26 protein-coding genes and 1 pseudogene are annotated in these 24,659 nt (G+C 65.0%); 21 read left to right on the plus strand and 6 right to left on the minus strand.

The window, feature by feature from the left end; genetic code table 11:
• Nucleotides 1-75: 75 nt before the first annotated feature.
• The gene (locus HL671_RS07845) at nt 76-996 is read left to right on the plus strand and encodes a metallophosphoesterase (RefSeq protein WP_172236067.1); all 921 of its coding nucleotides are present in this window, start codon (nt 76-78) and stop codon (nt 994-996) included.
• 60 nt (nt 997-1,056) lie between these two features.
• Entirely contained in the window at nt 1,057-1,506 is a 450-nt protein-coding gene (gene ybgC, locus HL671_RS07850; protein WP_172236068.1) for a tol-pal system-associated acyl-CoA thioesterase, read from the plus strand.
• Nucleotides 1,507-1,602: 96 nt separating this feature from the next.
• Here the strand turns inward: ybgC and HL671_RS07855 are convergent, their stop codons facing one another.
• A complete protein-coding gene (locus HL671_RS07855; RefSeq protein ID WP_172236069.1) occupies nt 1,603-6,384 on the minus strand; it encodes a DUF3320 domain-containing protein in 4,782 nt (1,593 codons plus the stop codon).
• A gap of 123 nt (nt 6,385-6,507) precedes the next feature.
• Nucleotides 6,508-7,152 (minus strand): glutathione binding-like protein, encoded by a 645-nt coding sequence (locus HL671_RS07860; RefSeq protein ID WP_172236070.1) that lies wholly within the window; start codon nt 7,150-7,152, stop codon nt 6,508-6,510.
• Between the two features lie 88 nt (nt 7,153-7,240).
• On the opposite strand from HL671_RS07860, the gene HL671_RS07865 reads away from it, so the two are divergent.
• Nucleotides 7,241-7,930, plus strand: a complete 690-nt coding sequence (locus HL671_RS07865; protein ID WP_012046722.1) for a TetR/AcrR family transcriptional regulator — start codon at nt 7,241-7,243, stop codon at nt 7,928-7,930.
• Here HL671_RS07865 and HL671_RS07870 read toward each other — a convergent pair.
• Nucleotides 7,917-8,882: a 2-hydroxyacid dehydrogenase gene (locus HL671_RS07870; RefSeq protein ID WP_172236071.1), complete on the minus strand. Its 966-nt coding sequence runs from the start codon at nt 8,880-8,882 to the stop codon at nt 7,917-7,919. The two genes, HL671_RS07865 and HL671_RS07870, sit on opposite strands and share 14 nt — an antisense overlap.
• Nucleotides 8,883-8,971: 89 nt before the next feature.
• On the opposite strand from HL671_RS07870, the gene HL671_RS07875 reads away from it, so the two are divergent.
• From HL671_RS07875 to HL671_RS07895, 5 genes are all read left to right on the plus strand, one after another.
• Nucleotides 8,972-9,274 carry a hypothetical protein gene (locus HL671_RS07875; protein WP_012046720.1) on the plus strand — a complete coding sequence of 101 codons (303 nt, stop codon included), beginning with the start codon at nt 8,972-8,974 and terminating at the stop codon, nt 9,272-9,274.
• Nucleotides 9,275-9,372: 98 nt separating this feature from the next.
• The gene (locus tag HL671_RS07880) at nt 9,373-9,741 is read left to right on the plus strand and encodes a YciI family protein (protein ID WP_012046719.1); all 369 of its coding nucleotides are present in this window, start codon (nt 9,373-9,375) and stop codon (nt 9,739-9,741) included.
• A complete protein-coding gene (locus HL671_RS07885) occupies nt 9,738-11,003 on the plus strand; it encodes an RNA polymerase sigma factor (RefSeq protein WP_012046718.1) in 1,266 nt (421 codons plus the stop codon). The genes HL671_RS07880 and HL671_RS07885 overlap by 4 nt, the downstream gene beginning before the upstream one ends.
• A gap of 161 nt (nt 11,004-11,164) precedes the next feature.
• The gene (locus HL671_RS07890) at nt 11,165-11,533 is read left to right on the plus strand and encodes a DoxX family protein (RefSeq protein ID WP_012046717.1); all 369 of its coding nucleotides are present in this window, start codon (nt 11,165-11,167) and stop codon (nt 11,531-11,533) included.
• A 30-nt stretch (nt 11,534-11,563) separates the two neighbouring features.
• A complete protein-coding gene (locus tag HL671_RS07895) occupies nt 11,564-11,977 on the plus strand; it encodes a VOC family protein (protein ID WP_012046716.1) in 414 nt (137 codons plus the stop codon).
• 13 nt (nt 11,978-11,990) lie between these two features.
• On the opposite strand, the gene HL671_RS07900 is transcribed toward HL671_RS07895, so the two are convergent.
• Both HL671_RS07900 and HL671_RS07905 read right to left on the minus strand, forming a co-directional pair.
• Nucleotides 11,991-12,437: a hypothetical protein gene (locus HL671_RS07900; RefSeq protein ID WP_012046715.1), complete on the minus strand. Its 447-nt coding sequence runs from the start codon at nt 12,435-12,437 to the stop codon at nt 11,991-11,993.
• Between the two features lie 21 nt (nt 12,438-12,458).
• Nucleotides 12,459-13,215: pseudogene (locus tag HL671_RS07905) on the minus strand (SDR family NAD(P)-dependent oxidoreductase).
• On the opposite strand from HL671_RS07905, the gene HL671_RS38750 reads away from it, so the two are divergent.
• Nucleotides 13,172-13,303, plus strand: a complete 132-nt coding sequence (locus HL671_RS38750; protein WP_283813078.1) for a hypothetical protein — start codon at nt 13,172-13,174, stop codon at nt 13,301-13,303. The pseudogene HL671_RS07905 and the gene HL671_RS38750 sit on opposite strands and share 44 nt — an antisense overlap.
• An 881-nt stretch (nt 13,304-14,184) precedes the next feature.
• On the plus strand, nt 14,185-15,396 hold the full coding sequence (locus HL671_RS07910) for a hypothetical protein (protein WP_172236072.1): 1,212 nt from the start codon (nt 14,185-14,187) through the stop codon (nt 15,394-15,396).
• 51 nt (nt 15,397-15,447) lie between these two features.
• On the opposite strand, the gene HL671_RS07915 is transcribed toward HL671_RS07910, so the two are convergent.
• On the minus strand, nt 15,448-15,963 hold the full coding sequence (locus HL671_RS07915) for a winged helix-turn-helix transcriptional regulator (RefSeq protein WP_041751721.1): 516 nt from the start codon (nt 15,961-15,963) through the stop codon (nt 15,448-15,450).
• Nucleotides 15,964-16,080: 117 nt separating this feature from the next.
• On the opposite strand from HL671_RS07915, the gene HL671_RS07920 reads away from it, so the two are divergent.
• From HL671_RS07920 to tolB, 11 genes are all read left to right on the plus strand, one after another.
• A complete protein-coding gene (locus tag HL671_RS07920; RefSeq protein WP_172236144.1) occupies nt 16,081-16,620 on the plus strand; it encodes a dihydrofolate reductase family protein in 540 nt (179 codons plus the stop codon).
• Nucleotides 16,621-16,682: 62 nt separating this feature from the next.
• On the plus strand, nt 16,683-17,357 hold the full coding sequence (locus HL671_RS07925; RefSeq protein ID WP_172236073.1) for a glutathione S-transferase family protein: 675 nt from the start codon (nt 16,683-16,685) through the stop codon (nt 17,355-17,357).
• A gap of 87 nt (nt 17,358-17,444) precedes the next feature.
• The gene (locus HL671_RS07930; RefSeq protein WP_172236074.1) at nt 17,445-17,858 is read left to right on the plus strand and encodes a YciI family protein; all 414 of its coding nucleotides are present in this window, start codon (nt 17,445-17,447) and stop codon (nt 17,856-17,858) included.
• A gap of 34 nt (nt 17,859-17,892) precedes the next feature.
• Nucleotides 17,893-18,309 (plus strand): YciI family protein, encoded by a 417-nt coding sequence (locus HL671_RS07935; RefSeq protein ID WP_012046709.1) that lies wholly within the window; start codon nt 17,893-17,895, stop codon nt 18,307-18,309.
• A gap of 29 nt (nt 18,310-18,338) precedes the next feature.
• On the plus strand, nt 18,339-18,707 hold the full coding sequence (locus HL671_RS07940; protein WP_172236075.1) for a YciI family protein: 369 nt from the start codon (nt 18,339-18,341) through the stop codon (nt 18,705-18,707).
• A 331-nt stretch (nt 18,708-19,038) separates the two neighbouring features.
• Nucleotides 19,039-19,758, plus strand: a complete 720-nt coding sequence (locus tag HL671_RS07945) for a TetR/AcrR family transcriptional regulator (protein ID WP_012046707.1) — start codon at nt 19,039-19,041, stop codon at nt 19,756-19,758.
• A 130-nt stretch (nt 19,759-19,888) separates the two neighbouring features.
• Nucleotides 19,889-20,377 carry a DUF2852 domain-containing protein gene (locus HL671_RS07950; RefSeq protein WP_012046706.1) on the plus strand — a complete coding sequence of 163 codons (489 nt, stop codon included), beginning with the start codon at nt 19,889-19,891 and terminating at the stop codon, nt 20,375-20,377.
• A gap of 447 nt (nt 20,378-20,824) precedes the next feature.
• Nucleotides 20,825-21,538, plus strand: a complete 714-nt coding sequence (gene tolQ / locus HL671_RS07955) for a protein TolQ (RefSeq protein ID WP_012046705.1) — start codon at nt 20,825-20,827, stop codon at nt 21,536-21,538.
• Nucleotides 21,539-21,577: 39 nt separating this feature from the next.
• On the plus strand, nt 21,578-22,057 hold the full coding sequence (locus tag HL671_RS07960; protein WP_012046704.1) for a biopolymer transporter ExbD: 480 nt from the start codon (nt 21,578-21,580) through the stop codon (nt 22,055-22,057).
• A complete protein-coding gene (locus HL671_RS07965) occupies nt 22,054-23,064 on the plus strand; it encodes a membrane protein TolA (protein ID WP_012046703.1) in 1,011 nt (336 codons plus the stop codon). Before HL671_RS07960 ends, HL671_RS07965 begins: the two co-directional genes overlap by 4 nt.
• A 38-nt stretch (nt 23,065-23,102) precedes the next feature.
• Nucleotides 23,103-24,461, plus strand: coding sequence for a Tol-Pal system beta propeller repeat protein TolB (gene tolB, locus HL671_RS07970; RefSeq protein ID WP_049795427.1), 1,359 nt, complete (start codon nt 23,103-23,105; stop codon nt 24,459-24,461).
• The last annotated feature ends 198 nt before the right edge of the window (nt 24,462-24,659 follow it).

Genomic DNA, 24,659 nt, shown 5'->3' on the forward strand with positions numbered 1-24,659 from the left:
CTGACAATCTGCACAGACACACCCGAAATCGGTTGCAATGAGCGGAGAAGAGGATTGCGTGCGAGGAGTTCGTCCATGCTGTCACGCCGTCGCTTTCTCTCATTCTCCGGTGGCCTCGCCGCCACGGGTTTTTCCACCGCCACCTATGGCGTGGGCATCGAGCCGCTTCGCCTCGGCGTCACCGATTATCATGTTCGTCCGCGCAATTGGCCTGTAGGCCTCGAGCTGAAGATCGCGGCGATCGCCGACATCCATGCCTGCGATCCCTGGATGTCGCTGGCGCATATCGAGACCATCGTGGCGCGGACCAACGCGTTGCGACCGGATCTGATCGTGCTGCTCGGCGACTATGTCGCCGGTCATCGTCATCACATCGGCCGTATCGACGCTGCGGCCTGGGCGCCGGTGCTGGGCGGCTTGAAGGCGCCGCTGGGGGTCCATGCCATTCTCGGCAATCACGATTATTGGGACGATCGAACCGTGCAACGCAACGGCCGCGGCGTTCCGGTCGCCCAGCAAGCGCTCGAGGCGGCCGGGATTCCCGTCTATGAGAACGAGGTCGTGCGGCTGACCAAGGACGGCCAGGCCTTCTGGCTGGCGGGCCTCGGCGATCAGCTGGCTTACGTGCCGGCGCGGCGATTCCGGTCCGTGCCGCGGATCGGTGTCGATGATCTCGCCGGCACGCTGCGCAAGGTCACGGATCGCGCGCCGGTCATCCTGATGGCTCACGAGCCTGACATCGCACTGCGGGTGCCGTCGCGCGTATCGTTGCAATTGTCCGGCCATACCCATGGTGGGCAGGTCCGCCTGCTCGGCTGGTCACCGGCGGTTCCTCCGCGCAATGGTGTCAACCTGGCTTACGGCCACATCCGCACGCAATGTGACGTCATCGTCTCCGGCGGGCTCGGCTGCAGCCTCATGCCGGTGCGAATCGGCATGCCCCCGGAAATCGTTCAGGTCACCGTCGGCGGGGAACCGCAGGAGGTCACGTCGTAGCTTGCGCTCGCGGTTGAACTGGGCGAAACGATCGCCATTTCGGGCGATCGAGGATTTCCAGTGACCCATCAACATCTCGACGGCGAGATCCGCGACGGGCGCCACCATATGCAGGTGCGTGTCTATTACGAGGACACGGATTTTTCGGGGATCGTTTATCACGCCAACTATCTCCGCTTCATGGAGCGCGGCCGCACCAATCATCTGCGGCTGATGGGGGCCGAGCAGCACGCGCTGTTCGCCGAGGCCGCCAGCGAGGCGCCCGGCTTCGCCTTCGTCGTGCGCTCGATGACGCTCGATTTCCTGCGGCCGGCCCGCATGGACGACGTGCTCGACGTCGTCACCTGGCCGATCGCGGTCAAAGGCGCCTCGATCACGCTGGCGCAGGAGGTGCGGCGCGGAGAGGAGGTGCTCGTCAAGGCCGATGTCCGCGTCGCCTTCATCAGCGGCGGCAAGGCGCAGCCGATCCCAAGGGCGCTGCGCGACCTGATGAAGGCGGACCTTGCTTAGAGCATGCTTCGGGAAGATGGAAACCTGCCTTCCGAAGCGATGATGCTGATCCGGGAGATACGATCATGATGCGCTGCTGCGGAAACGCCTCATGATCTAGCCGGTTGAGCCTTGCGCTGCAGGCGAGGCGTCCTGCGGCTTGCTCACCATGTCTCCCTCGCGGCGGAGCTGCCCCGCCTCCAGAAGCTCGCGCAGGCTGCCCTGAACCGCGTCGCGCAGCTGGGCGCTGGTCGAGCCGAAGCCGAACAGCCGGGCCACGGCCTGGACCAACTGGTCGTCCTCGGCGCCGTAGTTCTGCTGCACGACCTGGATGATCGCCGCCTTGATCTCGTCCGGCGGCAGCATCTCGGGCTTACGCATCGACTGCGATTGCACATGCTCGCGGTTTCGCACGACGACGGCCTGGCCGGGCACGGCGTAGAACGGACCTCCGGTGATCTGCCCGTTGGCAACTGCCGCGTTCAAGGCTGCTCTCACCGCATCGCGGATGCGATTGCCCGCGCGGGCGAGGCCCCAGGCCGATCTGATCCGGACGATGATTTCCGATTCGTGCACCGGCCCTTCGACGGCGACAATCTCGGCGACGTGGCGCGTCATATCCTTCAGCGAGGTCTCGTGCGGCTCGACCTCCCTGCGCACCCGAAGCTTCGCCTCCTCATACGCGACCACAGCCGGCGTCTGTGCGACCATCGGAGCAACGCGGTCCTCGGCCTGTTCCGGTGGAGGCGCCTCGATGCCTGACGGAGGGACCGGCTGCGCCGCGACCGTGCCTTCGTCGATCTCCCGCCAATGCGCCTTCGCCGCCTCGATCGCACGCACGACCTTCTCGGTTTCCTCCTTGGGCCGGAGAAACCAGTCCGTCGACCAGATACGGTGCAGGACCCAGCCATGCGCCTCCAGCACGTTCTGTCTCAAGCGATCGCGGTCGCGCGCCGAGCGGGACGCATGATATTGCGCACCGTCGCACTCGATGCCGAGCAGGAAACGGCCGGGCTTGTCAGGATCGACGATCGCGAGATCGACGAAGAACCCGGCCGTGCCGATCTGTGTCTTCACGTCATGCCCGAGCGCCCGCAGCCTGGCGGCGACCTGCTCCTCGAACACCGAATCCGGATCGCGGCCGGTCTCCTGTGCGATATCGAGCTGCCCGGTTTGGGCGAAGGTCAGGAACGTCTTCAGCGCGGCAATGCCGCGGCCCTTGGCGCGCGACAGATCGATGTCGTCGCCGGTGATCGAGGAGAACACCTCGCAGCGCAGCTTGGCGCGCGAGATCAGCACGTTCAGCCGCCGTTCGCCGCCATCCGAATTCAGCGGGCCGAAGCTCATCGACACGAAGCCTTCCTTCGTCCTACCGTAGCCCATCGAGATGAAGATGACGTCGCGCTCATCGCCCTGGATGTTCTCGAGGTTCTTCACGAAAAACGGCTCGCTCGTGCCGGGCGCGAAGAAGTCTTCCGTCTCCGGGCTCTCCTTGCGGAGCATCTCGAGCTGGTCCTGAATGGCCTGGCGCTGTGCCACGGAGAAGGTCGCGACGCCGAGGCTTCTCTGCGGCGTTTCCCGCGCGTGGCGCATGACGGCTTCGGCCACAACCCTTGCCTCCTTGGGATTGGTGCGGCTGCTGCCGCGCTCGTAATGCGCATCGGGATCATAGTTGAACTTCAGTCCCATGCCGGCGACGGCGTCATAGGGACTGGGCACGATGAACAGCCGGTTGTCGTAGAACTGCTTGTTGGAGACCGCGATCAGCGACTGATGCTTGCTGCGATAGTGCCAGTTCAGCATCCGATGCGACAGGCCCTTGGCCAGACAGAGATCGAGGATGCTCTCGGCGTCCTTCACCTGAAAGGTCGGCTGGTCCTCGTCATCGCCGTCGTCGTCATCATTGCCGGTCAACTTTGCGAAGAAGCGCGTCGGCGGCAGCTGTCGCTCGTCACCGACCACGACCATCTGCCGGCAGCGCGCGACGGCGCCGAGCGCATCGACCGGCTCGATTTGCGAGGCCTCGTCCACCACCAGCAGATCGAAGGCGATCGCACCGGGCTTCAGGAATTGCGCGACGGACAGCGGGCTCATCAGAAAGATCGGCTTGATCTGCTGAATGACGGGGCCGGCGCGCTCCAGCAGCTGCCGGATCGGAAGGTGGTTGCGTTTTTTTGCAATCTCACCATTCAGCACGCCAAGTGGACCGATGCCGCCGGCATTGCGCGGCAGCGCCGCCGCGTGCTCATAGGCAATCTGGTCGCGGGCCAGCTGCATGCGTTCGAGGTCGAGCTTGCGAAAGCCGTCGACGAGCCGGCTGTGCGACTCGCCGTCGAAACGCTTCAGCTCGGGATGCTCAGCGAAGATCACGCCGCGCATGGCATCGTAGTAGGATCTGTCAAAAGCCCGTTCCAGCTCCTCGCCCGGCAACGAGCCATCGAGCGCCCCATCGACCAGCGCCGCCAGCCCGTCCGTGCGCGCCCGGCGCACGCGATCCATGAAAGCGATCCAGCGGGTGAGGCGTTCGGTGGAGCCCTGCCACGTCGACAGGGTCTGGGACAGTTCGTCAAAGCGGATACGATCACTGGCGTCGAGCGGGATGCGGCCGGGCTCCAATTCCAGAAACTCGATCAGCTGCTGCAGGCCGGACCGCAGGCCGGCGAGATCGCTGTTGAATTGATCGATCGCCTGTCGTTCGTCGGCCGATAGCGTGAGCTGCGTCAACCGTTGGCGCGCGTCGTCGTTCGCGAGCGACCTCGGGAATGCGTTCCACCAGGCTGTGAGTTTCGAAAGCGCATCCCAATCCGACTGCTCCTTGTGCCAAGCGGTTCCAAACGCAGCGCTGCCGGCACTCTCGACCTGTTCGAAGGATCGGCGCGCGGCCTGCGCCGCCATCAGGCCGTCGATCAGCAGGAGGCGCTGATCGAGCGCTTTCGGCATCGGCACCTTCAAGTAGGAGCTCAGCAGCGCCATCTGCGCGCGATAATGCGTGCTGAGGAGGCGAAGCCAGGAGTTGCCTTTCTCCGCGATCACCTTGCGGCAATCGGCCATCGATGCATCCCAGGCGGATTCCACGAAGGCTGATTCGAACGCCGTCTTCAATTTGGCATAGCGCAGACCCTTGTCGACGAGATCGGCGACATCATGGGGCCGGCTCCAGATCGGATCGCGGAAAGCAGCCTTGTCGCACTCCGGCATCGCGGCCACGGCTTCTGCGCATGCCAGCACGCCTGCGGCATCCGCCAATGTGACCGCCGCAGGCAGATCGAGCAGCGAGCCGATGCGCGCCGCTGCCGTGGTGACACGGTTGAGAACCTTCGCAATGTCATCCAGCGACGTTCGCAGCTCTGCCATCTCGGCGGGGTCCAGCGCGTCGCGGTCGACGCCGCGCCAGGGGTGCAGATGAGGTGGCCCATCGGATGCAATCCGCCCGGCCAGCTCTGCGATCAGCTCGCGCCGCCGTTCCAGGTCCAAGGGAGTCCAGGAGGGCGCGCCCTGCAAGGGCAGCGCCGGCTGTGCGGAGGATTCTCCGCAGCGCAGGAGATGGCCGAGCAACCGGAACGGCGTCAGCCTGCTCGGCTGGTGCGGACGGTGCATCATCTCGGCGTGCTGATTCAGACTGTCGCGACTGTCGGTGAGACGCTGCACCAGCGTCGCCTCGCCGCGAGGTGCGGGCACCCGGGCCGTCTTGCAGCGCTTGAGTTCCTCCAGCAGAGCGCGCTTGTTCGCCTTGTTGGAGTGAAGCTCGAGGGCTAGGGAGCCGAGGCCAACTGCCTTCAACCGGCGGTGCACGACGTCCAACGCCGCCATCTTTTCGGCGACGAACAGAACCGTCTTCCCCTCGGCGGCGGCCGTGGCGATGATGTTGGTGATGGTCTGCGACTTGCCGGTTCCCGGCGGTCCCTTGACGACGAGGTCGCGCCCGCGCACGACCTCCTCGATCACCACCGCCTGCGATGAATCCGCGTCGACGACATGGTTCATCGCGACCGGCTGGATGACTGGATCGATCTTGCCATCGTCGGCCACGATCGGCTCGGATGCTTCGAAGCCGTTTTGGAGCAGCGCCGTGATCAGCGGGTGCCGATCCAGTGCGCCGTCCGCGGGCCAGGTCTCGGGATCGAGATCGCGATACATCAGGAACTTGGAGAACGAGAAGAAGCCGAGAACGATCGCGTCCGACTTGACCTCCCACGTCTTCTTGGTCGCGACCGTCTCCGCGATCCCGGCCAGATAGCTCGCGATATCGACATCGTCCTCGTCGCCAAAATCCTCGATCTTGAGCCCGAACTCCTCGTTGAGCTTGGCTTGTAGCGAGAGGTTGGGCGAGGGCGGCTCGGCGCGGGAGACGAGATGAAAGCGCTCGGCAGCGCTGCTGCGTTCCAGGCGCACCGGCAGCAGCACGAGCGGAGCAAGCCGTTCGACCTCGGATTTCTCATCCTCGAACCATTTGAGCAGTCCGAAGGCGAGGTAGAGGATGTTGACGCCCTGTTCCTCCTCCAACGTTCTGGCGTCGTACCAGATGTCGAGCAGCCGCTTCTGCAGCGCCTCGGACGACAACCGAGTCTGCAGCCGCGTTTCAGACGGCCGGGCCTGCGCGTCCGAACCGTCCCCGTTCTGTCGTGCCGCCGCCTCGGGCGCCGTGGTCGCGATGACGGGCGTCGCGGTCGCAGCCGCGCCCTCGGCCTCCGGTGGCGTCTCCGTCTTCGATGGCAGGAAGGTGAAGCGCTTGCCTTCCTTGAGGAGTTCGAACAGCGTCGCCGAGCGCGCGCCGGCGATCTCGATGGTCCGGATGTTCTTGGTCTTGAGCGGGATGTGCACGAGCCGATTGCGCGTGCCCAAATCGAGCAGCGCGCGCCGGTCCGCCAGCAATCTGTCGCGTACGGATGTTCCTGCCACGTGCAATCCTCCTGCGATTCGAGGATTGCAACCCGGCGTCTCCGCGGTCAAGCATTGGATACCGTGCCGACTCGGTCCGCCGCGCGGCTGTAGCGCTGCGCGACGAAGATGACACGCACCCGGCTATGCCGCCGCTCTGTGGCGCGCCAGTTCCGCCTTGTAGAGCTCGAACTCCTCGGCGATGGCGCGTGCGATCGCCGGTCGCTGGCGCAGACGCTCGTAGTAGGCCTTCACCGCTGGCCATTTGGCGAGCTCGATCGGCGGCGTTGCCATGGTCCAGTTGATCACCGTCACGAGATAGGCGTCCGCCACGCTGAAATGGTCGAGCAGATGATCTCGGTTGCGCAGATGGATCTCGAGATGATCAAGGCGCGACAGGTTCTTCTTCAGAACATGCATCTTCATGTCGTCGGGGGCGGTCTTGTCGAGAATCGGAATGAACAGGCCCTTGTGCAACTCGGTGCCGATGAAGCAGAGCCATTGATGCAGCCGGCTCCGATCCATGCCGGGACCGGTGCCGAGTTTCGCCTCGGGAAAGCGGTCGGCGACATATTGCAGAATGGCCGCGTTCTCGGTCAGCAGGTCGCCGTCATCGGTGCGCAGGGTCGGCACGAGGCCGAGCGGATTGACGTTACGAAAATCTGAGCCGTCGTTGAGGATGATTTTCGTCTTCGGATCGACCTCGAGGTAGTTTGCGTCTGCGCCCGCTTCATAGAGCGCGATGCGGGTGGCGAGCGAGCAGGCGAGCGGCGAGAAATACAAATCCATGGACGTCTCCCTGGGCTCCGGACCGGAGCGTTCATTGATTTTTATACTGTCTCGCATAATATATCGGCGGTCAAGGATTTATTGCGAAATGGTACAAAAAAGGAAGGGGCCGCCCCCTGAAGGCTCCGTCCCAGAACAAGCGGCCGCGCGACCCGAACCGAAACGGCGCGGGCGGCCGCGCGCCTATGAGCCGGATATCGCTCTGGGCAAGGCGCTCGATCTGTTCAGGACAACGGGCTTCGCCGCGACGTCGCTCGACGACCTCAGTGCCGCAACGGGCATGAATCGGCCGAGCCTCTATGGGGCGTTCGGCGACAAGCGCGAGCTCTACATCAAGAGCTATCAGCGCTATCGCGACAATGCCCGCGTCGCGATGGGTGACATCTTCCGCCATGACTGGCCGGTGCGGCGACAGCTGGAGCAGATCTTCGCCACCGCGCTGGACATCTATCTCTCCGGCGAGGAGGGACCGCGCGGCTGTTTCACGGTGATGACGGCGGGGTCGGAAGCGGTGGCTGATCCCGACATCCGCGCCATGGTGCAGAACGCGCTGACCGAGCTCGACAGAGCGTTCGCGCATTGCTTCCGCCGCGCCAAGGAGAAGGGCGAACTGCCTGAGGGCGCCGACCCTGTCGTGCTAGCGCAGCTCGCCTCGGCCACGATCCATTCGATCGCGGTCCGCGCCCGGGCGCGGGTGCCGCGCCCGGAGCTGGAGGCGATCGTCGCCGGCGCGATCGATTTGATGCTGGGCGGCAGATCGCGGGTCAGTAGCCCCTGACGCGATCGACCAGGTTGCGCAGCGCGCCGCCCGCCTCGAAGGACGCGATCTGCTCGGCGACGTAGCGCGAGATCGCGTCGGCGTCAGTGTCGGCCGCATTGTGCGGCGTCAGCACGACTTTCGGATGCGTCCAGAACGGACTGTCGGCGGGCAGCGGCTCCTGTCCAAACACGTCGAGCGAGACGGCACCGAGCGTGCCGTCGTCGAGGCAGGCGAGGATGTCGGCCTCGTTCTGCAGGCCGCCGCGGCCGGCATTGATCATGATCGGGGCGCCGAGCGGCGACGAGCGCCGCAGCTTGGCGAACATCTTGCGGTCGAGAATGCCGCGGGTATTTGCCGTCAGCGGCAGCAGCGACACGAGAATGTCGGTCCGCTCCAGGAACGCGTCGAGCTGCGCCCCGCCATGGAAGGTCTCGATGCCTGCAACCTGCTTTTCGCTGCGGCTCCAGCCAGCGACCTGGAAGCCGATGCGCCTGAGGACCTCGGCAGCATCGATCCCGAGCGTGCCCAGCCCGAGAATGCCGACGCCGATCGCGGCCGCCGGCCATTGATATTTCGGTGCCCAGCGCTTCACGCGCTGCGACTCGCGCAGGTAAAGCTCCTGACGATGATGCATCAGCACGTGCAGAACGACATATTCGGTCATGCGCGCAGTGAGATCGTCCACCGCGACGCGGACCAGCGGCACGCTCGGCAAGGTCTTGTCGGCCATCAGCGCATCGACGCCGGCGCCGAGATTGAAGATCACGCGCAGATTCGGAAAGCCGGCGAGCTCGCCGGGGACCGGCTTCCACACCGCGGCGTAGTGCACCTCGGCCGGGTCGAGGCCGGCATCGGGCAGCAGCACCACCGGACGGTCGCCGCAGACGTCGTCGAAACGTGTCTTCCAGCGCTGCGGCGACCAATTGTCGGTGCCGCCATGGATCAGGAGCGCCAACGCGCCTTTGCTCATCGGAAGGTCCTCGAAGCTTGAGTGATCTGCCCCACATACCAGATCGCGCGGGCAGGCCAATCTCCGAACGTCAACACGGAGACATCATCATGCGCAAATTGCTTCTCACCACCGCCTTCATTCTCGCCTCTGCCGCGGCCCAGGCCCAGACCATCGACGTCGGCGGGATTCTGTCGGCCAACGGCATCTCCCTCGGCAACGGCGGCGGCCAGCAGGGGGCCGCGCCGGGCATGACCCAGGGCGCCGGCAACCAGGCAGGCCAGGGCGCCGCAGGTCAAGGGCAGGGACAGGGCCAGTCGCAGCGGCAGGCGGGGCGTGCCAAGCAGCCGCGCGAAAGCGCGCAGGAGACACGCGCGCGCAACATTGCCGCCAAGTACGGCATATCCTGGTAGGCTGACTGTTCCTACCTGCGGAACACGTGAAAATTCTTCGCCGCTTTGTCGGTTGCAGGCATACTTCCCCGTCTTGAAGACGAAGGGAGAGCCTGCCGATGCTGTACGCGCTGCTTTGCTATCACGACGAGGATGTCGTTTGCGCCTGGAGCAAGGACCAGGATGCCGCGGTCATGGCCAAGCTCGCGGTCATCCAGGAGAAGCTCGCCAAGCAGGGACGGCTCGGGCCGGTGGCGCGGCTGTTGCCGACCACGGCGGCGACGACCCTACGCAAGGAGGACCCGCCGCTCGTGCTCGATGGTCCCTACGCCGAGACCAAGGAGCAGCTGCTCGGCTTCTACATCGTCGACTGCGCCAATCTCGACGAGGCGCTGGCGGTGGCGCGCGAGCTCGGCGAGGCCAATCCCGGCGGGTCGTATGAAATCCGTCCTGTTGGGACGTTCAGGCCGGGCGGAGCGCTGACATGACCGACGGGGCCTGGATTGATGCAACGCTGACATCAGCACGTCCCCAGGCCGTCGGCGCGCTGCTGCGCTATTTCCGTGACCTCGACGCCGCCGAGGAGGCGTTCCAGAACGCCTGCCTGCGCGCCCTGAAGAGCTGGCCGCAGAACGGACCGCCGCGCGATCCCGCGGCGTGGCTGATCATGGTCGGGCGCAATGCCGGGATCGACGATGTCCGGCGTGTCCGCCGCGAACAACCGCTGCCGGATGATGAGGCGATCTCCGATCTCGACGATGCCGAGAGCGCGCTCGCCGACCGGCTCGACGGCTCGCACTACCGCGACGACATCCTGCGGCTGCTGTTCATCTGCTGCCACAAGGAGCTGCCGGCAACGCAGCAGATCGCGCTGGCGCTGCGCGTGGTGTCCGGGCTGACGGTGAAGCAGATCGCCCGTGCCTTCCTGGTCAGCGAGGCCGCGATGGAGCAGCGCATCACCCGTGCCAAGGCGCGCGTCGCGCAAGCGGACGTGCCGTTCGAGACGCCGGGCGCGGTGGAGCGCGCAGAGCGGCTGGTGGCGGTCGCTGCCATGATCTACCTCATTTTCAACGAGGGCTATTCGGCCAGCGGCGAGGCCGCCGAGCTGCGCCAGCCGCTGTCCGAGGAGGCGATCCGGCTGGCGCGGCTGCTGCTGCGGCTGTTTCCGGGCGAGCCGGAGATCATGGGCCTCATGGCGCTGCTGCTGTTGCAGCATGCGCGTAGCGCCGCCCGCTTCGATGCCGAGGGCTTGCCGATCCTTCTGGAGGACCAGGACCGCACGCTGTGGAATCAGCCGATGATCGCCGAAGGCTTGGCGTTGATCGACAAGGCGATACGGCATCGCCGCAGTGGCCCCTACCAGATCCAGGCGGCGATCGCGGCCCTGCATGCGCGTGCCATCAGGCCGGAGGACACCGACTGGACGCAGATCGACCTGCTCTATGGCGCGCTGGAAGTGGTGCAGCCGTCGCCGGTCGTGACGCTCAATCGCGCCGTGGCGGTGTCGAAGGTGCGCGGCGCCCAGGCGGCGCTCGATCTGATCGCGCCACTCGAGACCCGACTTGCCAACTATTTTTACTTTTTCGGTGTGCGTGGCGCGCTGCTGATGCAGCTCGGACGCAATGACGAAGCGCGCACCGCCTTCGATCGCGCCATCGCGCTGGCGCACAGCTCGGCCGAGGCCGCTCATATCCGCATGCAGCTCGACCGTCTGATGCGTGACAGCGCCACGGCGCGTCCGGGGCGATGAGCCGCATCGGACATCGCCGGACGTCGGCTTGAGCATATATGCGCAACAATTCCGTCGGAGCTGTCGGCAGCGCGATGGTTCGATCGTCCTGGGAGCAGCATCACGGAAAGGAGCTCGAAATGTCGACGATCACCCTGGACCAGCCGGTCTCGCGTGCCGAATTGTGGGGCGGCCGCATCCTGAGCGGGCTGGTGATCCTGTTCCTGCTGTTCGATGGCGCGATCAAGCTCATCCCGCTTGATGTCGTCACCCAGACCATGGATCAGATGGGCTATGGCGGCAGCGACGCCATGGCCCGGGCGCTCGGGCTGATCACGCTGCTCTGCACATTGCTGTATGCGCTGCCCTCGACTTCGTTGTTGGGCGCGATCCTGCTCACCGGCTATCTCGGCGGCGCCATCGCCGCGCATGTCCGCATCGGCAGTCCGCTGTTCAGCCACGTGCTGTTCGGCCTCTATCTCGGGCTGATGGTGTGGGGAGGCCTGTGGCTGCGCGACCGCCGCCTGCGCGCGCTGCTGCCGCTGCGTTGACGCATCAGCTTTCCAACCAAGGAGGATGACATGATCTGTCCCTATCTCACCTTCAATGGCGACTGCGAGCAGGCCCTGAAGCATTATGGCCATGTGCTCGGCGCGAAGATCGACATGATGATGCGCTATGGCGAGGCTCCGCCGGAGATGCCGTCGGCGCCGGAGCACAAGGACAGGATCATGCACGTCCGCTTCTCGATATCTGGCGATGTCCTGATGGCGTCGGATTCGCCGCCCGACTATTATCAGGGCAAGCCGCAGGGCATCTCCGTCTCGTTGCAGATCGACGATGTCGCCGAGGCCGAGCGCAAGTTCAATGCGCTGATCGACGGCGGCACCGTCACCATGCCGTTCGGCAGGACGTTCTGGTCCAAGGGCTTCGGCATGGGTGTCGATCGCTTCGGCATTCCCTGGATGATCAACTGCCCGGCCGAGGGCTATTGACCGTCTCCCGAAATCAGCGGCAGGAGGCGTACATCGCCTTCAGCTCGCGCCCGCGCAGCATCAGGAGCCGCGACGTCAGGCCGCCGCGGCGCGCGATCCAGCCGCGCACCGGCGCCGGATAGGTCTGCAGCACCAGCTTTGAGGCCTCGGGCTCGGCATAAGTCCGCCCACGACGATCGACCGAGCGCGCCGCGTGGAAACCGAGCACGGCGCGCCGGGTCACGCAGATGCGGTCTTCGGGCACCAGGGACAGCACCAGCGTACAGGCCGACAGGCATGGGCCGTCGATCACCACGCGCTCGCCGGAGGCACGGACCTTCTCGAACAGGCTGAGAAACGGCCCGACCTCGCCGCCGGGCGAAGAGATGATGCGGATATCGGCGCGCGCCAGCATCGTGGCGATCCCCCACAGCACCACCGCGAGGAGCAAGGTCAGGATGATGCGCATCCGGCTCGGCATGGTCTCATGCGCTCCTGCGTCCTATGCGTTCCTGCGTTCACCGCGCAAGGTCGGCAGCCCGATTCCGGCCGCGTCGAAGCCGCCGTCGACCGCCAGCACCTGGCCCGTAATATAGCTCGATCGCTCCGAGCTCAGGAAGAAGATGGCTTCCGCCAGCTCCTCTTCAAGGCCGTAGCGGTTGAGCGGGATCGCGTCGTGATAGTCGGCGCGAATCTCCGGCGTATGAACGGCCTTCGCCATCGCGGTCTCCACCGGTCCGGGCGCGACCGCATTGACGCGGATGCCGGCGGAGGCGAGTTCCACCGCGAGCTGCTTGGTCAGATGCGCCAGGGCCGCTTTGCTGGTGCCGTAGGCGGAGCGCAGCGTGGACGCGCGCACGGCCGAGATCGAGGTGATGTTGACAATGGCCCCGCCATGCTCGCGCATCAGCGGCACCGCGGCCCGCGTGCAAAGAAACGGTCCGGTCAGATTGACGTCGAGGATTCGTTGCCAGTCGGTCTCGGTCGTCTCCATGATCGGGGCGAAGCGCGCGACGCCGGCATTGTTGACCAGCGCATCGAGGCGGCCGAACCGCCGGGTGATGCGCTCCAGCGCATCGGCCACCATGGCCGCGTCCGAGACATCGCAATGCAGCGCGAGCGTTCGATCCGGGCATCGGAGAGGATGTGGCGCTGTCGAGCAGCTGTTGCTCGATGTCGAGCAGGGCCACGCGCCAGCCCTCGTGGAGAAATCGCTTGGCGGTCGCAAGCCCGATGCCGCGCGCTGCCCCGGTGATCAAGGCGACCTTGTCGTTCGGCATCGCCGTTGGTGCTTCCGTCACGGTCGTCGGCTCCTTCGGCCGGTGGCCCGGCTCTTGGCTGTTGTGATTGCTAACACGCGCGGCGCGGACCGGCTGTGAAGGCCGTCACAATTGTGAGTGTGCTTTCAATTTGAATCGCTGCATAAGGCAGCCAAGTTCGCTGTCCTTGTCAAACAGCCAAGGGTAGTAGGAGGGGCATCGGCTCGCGTTCTCGCGGCGCGCAGGCGCCCGAGTCTTGCTCGATTGCTGTCCTCCTCTGATCAGAGGGAGCAGGGAAGGCCGGGAGCTCGCCGCTCCCATGGCCCCCGTGCGAACAAAATGCACCGGGCAGGAACCACAGGTTCGGCTCGGACATCCGGCGGCCTTCGCGGCGCGATGGGCTCACGGCTTATACGCGCTCTCCTCGGGGACCGGCTTGATTGCCCCCGTTTTTGCCACAATGCGTACGCGCATCGGACATGACATCAGCATCGGGATGCCAGGACCACACGATTTCGCCGTACGCGCCGCGTTGTTCGTCCACGTGTCCTTCATATGAGCATGATCTTGTCGGAAAGCTGTGGCGCAATGCGCGTCATCACCTCCGGTTCCGAATCATGCTCCACGCTGCAACATCGACGCGTCCACCGCGTCCCGCTCCCAACGTTCGTAACGATCGCGAAACGTCCCTCTCGATCGGGACCAGGAGGGGACGAGAAGAGCATTGTTTCTGAAAAGACGAAAGAAGAAAAAAATTTACGGAGCGGACTGGACAAGGATGAGCGACTTGAAAGTCTTCAGGAAAAAAGCGCTGTGGCGCAGCCGCTGCGAGACCGCGCCGCAGTGTCCCGGACCGTGTTTCCCCGGCCAACGCGATCGCGACACCGCCGGCTGATTTGCCCGTCGGGTCATGGTTTGGACGAATCCTGAGCGGGTAGCGTAGAGTATAAGAGTCTCGGTAGAATCGACATGGACCGTCAATTCCCCAACCATCGAATCACCATCGTGACCCGGAGCACGGAGCAGCAGGTGCTGTTGCGTGAGCCGGGCAGTCTTGCGCGCGCGCGTGGCGCGCTGTTGTGGTCGTGCGTGGTCCTTGGTCTGGCTGCGAGCAGCGGAGCTCGGGCAGATGATTCGGTCGCGGCCAAGCCCGCTCCGCTCGAGCAGGCCGTGCCGCCGCAATCCCCGACATCGACGTCCGAGCCAGAGACGGTTGGTCGGCCGGCAGAGGTGCAGACGACAGGTCCGAAGGTCGTGGTGCCGTCGACCGAGGCCGGGAAGCCGGCAACAGCCGAACGGAAGAGCGATGTGCGCAGCGCGGCGCGCGATGCCAAGGACACCAAGAACCTCTCCGTCCCGCAGCGGGTGCTGCCGGCCGAGGTCGCGCAGAAGATCGGTCGCAAGATCTGGCTCAACGAGGCCGGTGGCCGACGCGATGCAATCACCTCCTGGAATGCGGGCGAAGAATTCGCCTCGCTCGGGATCGGACATTTCATCTGGTACCCGGTCACCGCGAAGCCGCCCTATGAGGAAGGTTTCCCCGGGCTGGTCGCGTTTCTCCGCAAGGGCAAGACGCCGCTTCCGGCCTGGCTCGACAAGACGCCGATTCCGGCCTGCCCGTGGACGAGCCGGGCCGACTTCAAGCGGAATTTCAATTCGCCGCAGATGCGGCAATTGCGTCAGTTCCTCCTGGATACGATGGCGGAGCAGACGCAGTTCCTGGTGGCGCGTGCGCAGGGCGCGATGGACAAGATCCTCGCAAATACGCCCGACAGTGGCGAACGCGAACACATCGTCGCGCAATATTCCCGCGTCGTGCGCGCCTCGGAGGATCTCTATCCGCTGATCGACTACATCAACTTCAAGGGCGAGGGCACCAACCCGTCGGAGACCGCGGTCGACAAGGAAACCGGTCAGCGTCAGGGCTGGGGCCTTAAGCAGGTGCTGTTGAAGATGAATGGCACGACCACCGAGCCGAAAGCCGTGCTCGCCGAATATTCCGACGCCGTCCAGATCGTGCTGCAGCAGCGGGTCCGCAATCTCCCCTCCAACCGCATCTGGGAGGCGGGCTGGCTGCGTCGCGCCGAGACCTATCGTCGTCCGATCGCGCAGTTGGAGCAGGTGCCGGAACGCGCGCCGCGCAAATCATCGCGCTACAGGGCGGACAATACGCGGTTCTGACGCGCGGCCAGGTGGGTCGCGCGGCTCGGGACCGGCTTGCAGATCGAAGCCTCAGCTGCGGCGCGTCTCGGCCTGCTCGGCGAGCACCCTTTGATAGGCCGCCTGCAGTCGCTCACCGACGCTGGGGCCTGCCTTCTTGCGCCGCTTGATGCCGAGATGGATCTCGCGCAATTCGTCCATGAACTCGGCCCACATCTTGGGGCCGCCCTCCATCAGCAGCCTGGCGCGGATGCCGAGCTCCTCTGACACCGGCAGATATTTGTAACCCCAGCCTGCCATCTGCGCGAGGATCGGCAGCAGCTCGATGCCCTGCTCGGTCAGGGAATAGATGCCCTTCTGCTTGTGGCTCGGGTCGTCGTCGCGGCTGATGATTCCGGCGGCGAGCAGGGTCTTGAGCCGATCGGCCAGGATGTTGGAGGAGATGCCCTCCTCGGAGCCGCCGAGCAGCTCGCGATAGTGGCGGCGATTTCCGAACATCATGTCACGGATGATCAAGAGACTCCATTTGTCGCCCACGACCTCGAGCGTGAGGTTGATCGGGCAGCCGGAGCGCTGAAGGTCGGACATGGAAATCTCTGGGTGCGGTCGCCAATCAAAACTGCTTGCAATATTGCATCGGTCTCGGCATTCTCAAACTGCTTGCAAAATGAAAGCAGTTAGGGAGGTAAGTCCGTGGCCAGGCTGGTGATGTGGAACATGATGACGCTCGACGGCATGGTCGCGGGCGCGGAGGGCGACATTTCCTGGCACGAGGATGTCTGGGGCCCGGAGCTCGAGCAATTCTCCGAGGCGCAATTGAAGGATGCCGGAGGATTGCTGTTCGGTCGCGTGACCTACGATCTGATGGCGGGCTATTGGCCGTCGCAAAACGGCGCGATCGCCGAGTTCATGAACGCCATTCCGAAATATGTCGCCTCGCGCAAGCTGTCCGTTCTTGCATGGTCGAATGCGCATCTGCTGGGCGATCAGCCTGCCGCCGAGGTCGACAGGCTCAAGAGGGCGAGCGCCAAGGATCTGTTCCTGTTCGGCAGCGCGGATTTCGCCGCCACGCTCATGGCGCATGATCTGATCGACGAGTTCCGCATCGCGATCAATCCGCGCGTGCTCGGCGGTGGAGCACCGCTGTTCAAGCCGGGTCTGGCGATGAAGCTCCGGTTGATCGACAGCCGCCCGCTGTCCAGCGGCCTGGTGATCGTGCGCTATGTGCCTGCGCGGGACGCGTAGGCGCTGTCGGCGTCGCGCGAGCTCAGCCAAACGTCGCCTTCCTTGACCAGTCAGGAGCACCGATGTCTCTCACCCTCTACTATCATCCGCTGTCGTCGTTCTGCTGGAAGGTTCTGATCGCGCTGTATGAGAACGACATTTCGTTCACGCCAAGGCTGATCAATCTGGGCGACGCCGACGATCGTGCGGCGTTTCTGAAGCTGTGGCCGATCGGCAAATTTCCGGTGCTGCGCGACGAGCAAAGCCAGCGCACGATCCCCGAGTCGAGCATCATCATCGAATATCTCGATCAGCACTTTGCCGGAGTGATGCGCTTCATTCCCGCCGCGCCGGACCTGGCGCTGCGGACGAGGCTGCGCGATCGTTTTCTGGATCTCTATCTGCACATGCCGACGCAGACCATCGTATTTGACCGGTTGCGGCCGAGCGATACGCGCGATCCGCTTGGCGTCGCCGATGCGCGGGCGCGGCTGCGCACATCCTATGCGATGCTCGAAGCCGAGCTGCCGTCCGCGGGCTGGGCGATGGGCGAGAGCTTCACTCTGGCGGATTGCGCGGCCCTGCCGGCGTTGTTCTACGCCGAGAAAGTGGAACCCTTCGGTGACGCGCTGAAGACGGTGCCGGCCTATCTCGACCGGCTGAAGGCGCGGCCATCCGTCGCGCGCGTTGTCGCCGAGGCGGAGCCGTATTTCCACATGTTCCCGAACGAGCGTGAGCCGACCTCCGCACGAAATTAATTGCAGAGCCGTGTCGGAGGTCGCGGAGGCGAATCGTCTTTCTGGGGAAGGCAGGGCAATCCTGCCCGAGCTTCAGGGAGAGTGACCATGCGGTTCATGGTGATTGTGAAGGCGACGAGGGACACCGAAGCCGGGGTTCTGCCGACCACTGAGGAATTCGCTGCGATGGGCCGGTTCAACGCGGAACTGGTCAAGGCAGGCCTGATGGAGGTAGGCGAGGGTCTGCATCCGACCGCCAAGGGCGCGCGCATCGCGTTCTCGGATGGCAAGCCTCGCGTCATGCGCGGTCCGTTCGATTTCACCAGCGATCTCACGGCCGGCTTCTGGATGCTCAAGGCCGGCTCGCTCGACGAGGTGATCGAGCACATGGCGCGCGCGCCGTTCCCGAGCGGCGAGATCGAGATTCGGCAGGTCTATGCGGACGAGGATTTCGGCGAGACGTTCACGCCGGAGCTGCGCGAACGGGTCGCGCGCCTGCGTGCGCAGGCCGGCAACAGCTGAGCCTGGCAGCCTGGACCAAGAGAGGAGGAACGCGATGCGATTCATGATGCTGATGATTCCGCTCGGCTATGAGAGCGCGCCACCGGATGTGCAACTCGATCCCGAGCGGGTCGCTGCGATGATGCGCTACAATGAGGCTTTGAAGGAGGCCGGCGTGCTGATCACGCTGGAAGGCCTGCATCCGCCGTCGATGGGCGCGCGAGTGTCGTTCGCAGGTGGCCAGCCGATGGTCACCGACGGGCCGTTTGCCGAGGCCAAGGAGGTGCTCGGCGGCTTCTGGATGATCGAGGTCGCCTCGCGTGAGGAGGCGATCGCCTGGGCCAAACAATGCCCGGCCTCCGACAACGAGATCATCGAGATCCGCCAGGTCCAGGAGATGACCGACTTCTCCGACGAGGTGCAGCAGGCGGCGGCCGGCTTTGCCGAGTTGCCGCATGCCGGCCGTGCTTGATCATCATTTCACAACAGGAGGAAAGTGCGATGAGCGACAACAGCAACACCTATCTCGCCATGTTTCTCGGTAGTCGGACCAGCCCCGCGTGGCAGGCCTGGGAGGCGATGTCCGAGTCGGAGCGCCATGCGAAGGGCCAGCAAGGCATGGCCGCCTGGCACGCCTGGGTCGAGAAATACAGGGACGCTGTTGTCGCGATGGGCGGGCCGCTCGGCAAGACCAAGCGGGTCGACAAGGGCGGCGTCAACGACATCGCCAACGAGATGGGCGCATTCACGGTGGTGAGGGCTGCCTCGCACGAGGATGCGGCGAAGATGTTCGTGAACCACCCGCATTTTACCATCTTCCCCGGCGAGCGCGTCGAGATCATGCCGGTGCTGCCGATCCCGGGTGGTTAGGCCCCGCGCCTTTGCGAGCAGGCAGCGGTGGGTCCCGGTGCCCCCTTCCCCTGGAGGGGGAGGGTCGGCTCGAATCCGCGCAGCGGATTCGAGCCGGGGTGGGGTGACAGACTATCGGCATGCTCGATGCTGAGGTTCTACGGGTCACTCTCTGCAGCCGTCTACGCAACGCCATGCCGACCTCCCCCGGGGCTCACCCCACCCCGCTCGCCCGCTGCGCGGGAGATCCCCCCTCAAGGGGAAGGTGGACCTGCACCTTGGCTTGGGAGCGACCCTCTATTCCCAAAAGCCTCTGGCCTCTTTCGCACCGGCTCATGTAAAAGCCCTTCACATGAGCTGGCGCAAGGAAGAGCGCCGCGCCGAGCGCGGCTATCATCACGGCAACCTCAAGGAGGCGCTGCTGCAGGCGGCGCTCGACCTGATTGCGCAAAAGGGCGCCGCCGGCTTCACCTTCGCCGATGCCGCCCGCATGGCCGGCGTCAGCCCGGCCGCGCCATACCGTCACTTCCGCGACCGTGACGAACTGCTGTCCAGCATCGCCCAGCGCGGCTTCGAGCAGTTCGAAGCCCAACTCGCGGCGGCCTGGGACGATGGTCGCCCGGATACGGTCACCGCGTTCGAGCGGGTCGGCAAGGCCTATCTCGCCTTCGCCCGGACCGAGCCCGCATTCTACTCGGCGATGTTCGAATCCGGCGTGGCGGCGGACTCAACGGCCGGGCTGCTGGCGGCCGGCGAGCGTGCATTCGGCGTCATTCGCGCTGCCGCCGAGCGGCTCGCGGCGCTGGCGCCGCCAAATGTGCCGCGGCCGCCGGCGCTGATGATGGCGCTGCACATCTGGTCGATGTCGCATGGCGTCGCCTCGCTGTTTGCGCGCGGTGATGCGGCCCGGCGCAAGCTGCCGATGTCGCCGGAAGAGCTGCTGGAGGCCGAGGTGCTGATCTATCTGCGTGGGCTCGGCTTCACCACCGACCGCCGGCCGGCCTCCGCAGCCGAGCCGCCGCCGCTGCCGGACGACGACAAGCCGGCCGGGCCGTGGGGCCGGTCCAAATAAGGTTCAAAGGTCCGCCTAAAATTAATTCGAGCGCCGCGTCAGGCGGCCGCCTTGACAAAATCGCGGGTTGAGCTAGCTATGTAAATGTTATTTACATTCACACGGCATGGCGCCGCGAATGGAGAGGGAGATGGCCTACACCGCAGATGTCAATCGATGGCGCGGTTCGGAGGAGGAGCAGAGGTACCGGCCCCATATGCTGGAGTCGCCCTGGCATCCCGGCTGGATCGCCGTGACCGTGCTCGGCTTCATCATCTGGTGGCCGATCGGACTTGCCCTTCTCTTTTTCACACTCGGGAGCAGAAAGATGGCGTGCTGGAACGGCGGGGATCGCTGGCAGAACAAGATGGAGCGGATGCAGTGGAAGATGGACCGCATGCGCGACAAGATGGAGCGCCGCGGGTTCGGCTTCGGCTTTTCGCAGCCGGCCTCGAGCGGCAACCGTGCCTTCGATGAATACCGTATGGAGACGCTGCGCCGGCTGGAAGAGGAGCAGCAGGAGTTCCGCGACTTCCTGACGCGGCTGCGCCACGCCAAGGACAAGGAGGAGTTCGACGCCTTCATGGCCCAGCACAAGCCGCGTCCGACTCCGCCGAACGAGCAGCCGCCGCAGACCTGATCGGCTGATCCGCAGGGCCTTCAGCCCCAGCCCTGACCCAAAATCGGCTCAAGACGCCCGCCGCGGTTCCTGCCGGCGGGCGTTTTGCGTCTCCCGATACCTCTTGCTGCGGCAGGTCGCCGCTGGCCGATCGCGCCCCCGATTGGCCGGGGTCTGATCACAAAGGCTCTATCTGGCTGGCTGGGCTGGGCCTTTGACCTCCGCAATTCTCCGCGGTAACCCCGCCTTAACCCCGATGGGGGTTTGGTTAAGGGGCGCTTACGCGCGCCGAGAGCCCTTGTTTTGACACGTTGGCAGAGGAAGCAGGCCGCTGATGGCTTCGGCGGGCCTCTTAAAGCGATCAGGATCGGGCTTTCTCGCGCAGGCGCTTCCGCCGCGACGGCGTCCGCCGTGCAACGGCGGCTGCATGGGTCCCGGACCGCCGGGATGTTTGAGAGGATATTGCCAATGAATCCGGCTGACGTGGCTCCGGCCGCCCTTCCGGTCGTTTCCGGCGACGTCTCCCTGATCGCGCTGTTCTGGCAGGCGCATTGGGTGGTCAAGGGCGTCATGCTCGGTCTCATCACCTGCTCGGTCTGGGTCTGGGCGATCGCGATCGACAAGCTGTTTCTGTATTCGCGCACGCGCCGTTCGATGGACCGGTTCGAGCAGGCCTTCTGGTCCGGCGAGTCGATCGAGGAACTGTATCGGGCGCTCTCCGCCAAGCCGACGCAATCGATGGCAGCCTGCTTCGTCGCGGCGATGCGCGAATGGAAGCGCTCCTTCGAAGGTCATGCGCGCTCGTTCGCCGGCCTGCAGATGCGCATCGAGAAGGTCATGAACGTGTCGATCGCGCGCGAGGTGGAACGGCTGGAACGCCGGCTTCTGGTGCTCGCCACCGTGGGCTCCGCGGGCCCGTTCGTCGGTCTGTTCGGCACCGTCTGGGGCATCATGTCGAGCTTCCAGTCGATCGCGGCGTCGAAGAATACCTCGCTCGCCGTCGTGGCGCCCGGCATTGCCGAGGCGCTGTTTGCCACGGCGATCGGCCTGATCGCGGCCATTCCGGCAACGATTTTCTACAACAAATTCACCTCCGAGGTGAATCGGCAGGCGCAGCGGCTGGAAGGCTTCGCAGATGAATTTTCCGCCATCCTGTCCCGTCAGATCGACGAGCGGGGATGAGGGCAGGTATAGTGGCGTCCGGATGGTGAGTACCAGACGATGGGCATGAGCATGGGAAGCGCGTCCGGCGGCGGTGGCCGTCGCGGACGGCGCAAGGCACCGGTGATGGCGGAGATCAACGTCACGCCGATGGTCGACGTCATGCTGGTGCTGCTGATCATCTTCATGGTCGCCGCGCCGCTGCTCACCGTGAATATCCAAGTTGACCTGCCGCAGGCGCAAGGCGGCTCGGCTTCGACCGCGGACGCCAAGCCGCCGCTCGAGGTGACCGTCAAGAAGACCGGCGGCGGCTGCGCCTCCAAGGTCGACGTCTATCTCGGCGAGACGCAGATCGGGATCAACGAGCTCGGACCGAAGATCAAGGCGATGAAGGAAGCCGGCGCTGGCGGCGGCGACAATGTCGTCAAGATTCGCGGTGATCGCGACGCCTGCTATTCCGATATGATGAAGGTGCTGGGGCTGGCGCGCGACGCCGGCTATCGGGCCAGCATCGTCGTGCTGCCGGAACAGGGCTCATGACGGTCTCAGACCTCACCCGGTTCGTTCGCGCGCGCAAGGGCACGGTGCTGTCCGTGACCTTGCACGTGCTCGTGCTGGGCTGGGGTCTGTTCAGCTTCTCCGCGCGCTCGATGGTGGCGCCGCCGGAGGATCTGGTTCCGGTCGATGTGATCTCGGAGGACAACACCTCCAAGGCCAAGGCCGGTGCGCTGACCGGCAAGAAGGAGGTCGCAAAACTCCTCGCCGACAAGATCGGCGAGAAGAAGCCGACCGAGGACATCGTCGGCAAGGTCGATCCCAAGCCGGTCACCGAGACCGACGCCGCGCCGACGCCGCAACCCAAGCCCGAGAAGCCGCTCGAGAAGAAGCCCGATCCGCCGAAGCCGGTCGAGAAGCAGCCGGACACGCCGAAGCCGGTGGCCGAGAAGAAGCCCGAGCCGCCGAAACCAGCGCCGGCCGAGAAACCCAAGCCGGAGGAGAAGAAGCCGGACCCGTTCAATCCGGATCAGATCGCGAGCGTGCTGAACAAGGACAAGCCGAAGCAGCCGCCGAAGCCGCAGCAGGCGGCTGCGGCGACGCCGGAACCGCCGAAGCACAAGAGCGAACGCAAGTTCGACGCCGAGAAGATGGCGAGCCTGATCAATCAGAAGGACCCGACGCGGCAGGCCGTGACCGGGGCCGAGCTCAATGCCAATGCGGCGCTGGGCTCGGCGCGCGGCGCGGCGGCGGACAATTCGGCGAGCTGGGTGGCGTTGTTCCAGCAGCAGGTCAATCGATGCTGGAAGCCGCCTTATTCGGGGGTCGATGCCAATCCCGTCGTCGCCTTCAATGTCAGGCTGCGACGTGACGGCACCCTGGACGGCCCACCCGTTCCCGTCGGAGCCGCCGATACGCCGTTTCTGCGGGCCTATCGCGACAGTGCTCAGCGCGCGATTATTGCGTGCCAGCCCTATAATCTGCCGCCCAAGCTCTACGACGATTGGAGCTATTTCCAGCCAGTGTTCAACGACGACGCACGGCGGACATAACGAGGTCTATGGTTGCCCTCATGAAGCAAATTCACGATATGCATGATCCATCCGGACTGCGCCGCGCGCTCGTTTCGCCGACCCGCCGCCAGCTGATCGCGGGGGCGGTCGCGCTTGGCGCGGCCGGAATGGGTTCGATGCGTTCTGCTTTGGCGCAAAAACGGGTGCCGATCCTGCCGGGCGAATTTGCGCCCATTCCGATCGCGATTCCGCCCTTCGTACCGGGCGGCGCTGGCGATGCCGATGTCGGCAACGGCATCTCGCAGGTGATCACCAACAATCTCAAGCGCAGTGGTTTGTTCGCGCCCGTCGATCCGGCTGCGTTTCCCGAGCGCATCGCCAATTTCGAGGCCCCGCCGCAATTCGCCAGCTGGAGGCCGCTCGCTCTGCAGGGGCTCGTGACCGGCCGCGCGACGCGACAGCCAGATGGGCGGCTCAAGGCCGAGTTCCGGCTGTGGGACCCGAATTCGGGCCAGCAGCTCACCGGCCAGCAATATGTAACGGCTCCCGAATATTGGCGGCGCATCGCCCACATCATCTCCGACCAGATCTATTCGCAGATGACCGGCGAAAAGGGCTATTTCGACAGCCGCGTCGTGTTCGTCGACGAGAGCGGCCCGTCGGAGCGCCGCGTCAAGCGGCTGGCGCTGATGGACCAGGACGGCGCCAATGTGCGCTATCTGACCCGCGGCGCCGACCTCGTGCTGACGCCGCGCTTCTCGCCGTCGAGCCAGGAAATCACCTATATGGAGTTCGGGCAGGGCGACCCGAAGGTCTATCTGTTGAACATCGAGACCGGTCAGCGCGAGATCGTCGGCAATTTCCCGGGCATGTCGTTCTCGCCGCGCTTCTCGCCCGACGGCCAACGCATCATCCTGAGCCTGCAGCAGGGCGGCAACTCCAATCTGTTTGTGATGGATCTGCGCTCGCGCACCACCACGCGGCTCACCGACACGCCGGCGATCGACACCTCGCCATGCTACTCGCCGGACGGCAATCAGATCTGTTTCGAAAGCGATCGCGGCGGCAAGCCGCAGATCTATGTGATGCCGGCCAATGGCGGCGGCGCGCAGCGCATCTCGTTCGGCGAGGGCAGCTATTCGACGCCGGTCTGGTCGCCGCGCGGCGACTACATCGCCTTCACCAAGCAGGGCGGCGGCCAATTCGCGATCGGCATCATGAAGACCGACGGCTCGGGCGAGCGCATCCTCACGTCAGGCTTCCACAATGAGGGGCCGACCTTCTCGCCGAATGGGCGCGTGCTGATGTTCTTCCGCGATCCCGGCGGGACTGCCGGCCCGTCGCTCTACACGATCGACGTCTCAGGCCGTTTCGAGCAGAAGGTGCCGAGCCCCGGCTACGCGTCGGACCCGGCATGGTCGCCGCTTCTGTCCTAAATTCGGGTGGTCATTGCGACCTGCTCACGTCCTGGTATACCGGATCCGAGGAGTCGCGCGTCGCGTGTTCCGGGAGAAAATAGAACCAGCCGTTGCAGGACCTGGGTAAGGTTTGCCTAGTTTGCTGAATTCCCACGCGAATTCAGGCTCTTCGCGGCTGCGGCAAGGGTTCGCTAACGATGTTCGCTCAGAAAGGCT

The organism is Bradyrhizobium denitrificans, assembly GCF_013179005.1.
GTDB lineage: Bacteria > Pseudomonadota > Alphaproteobacteria > Rhizobiales > Xanthobacteraceae > Bradyrhizobium > Bradyrhizobium denitrificans.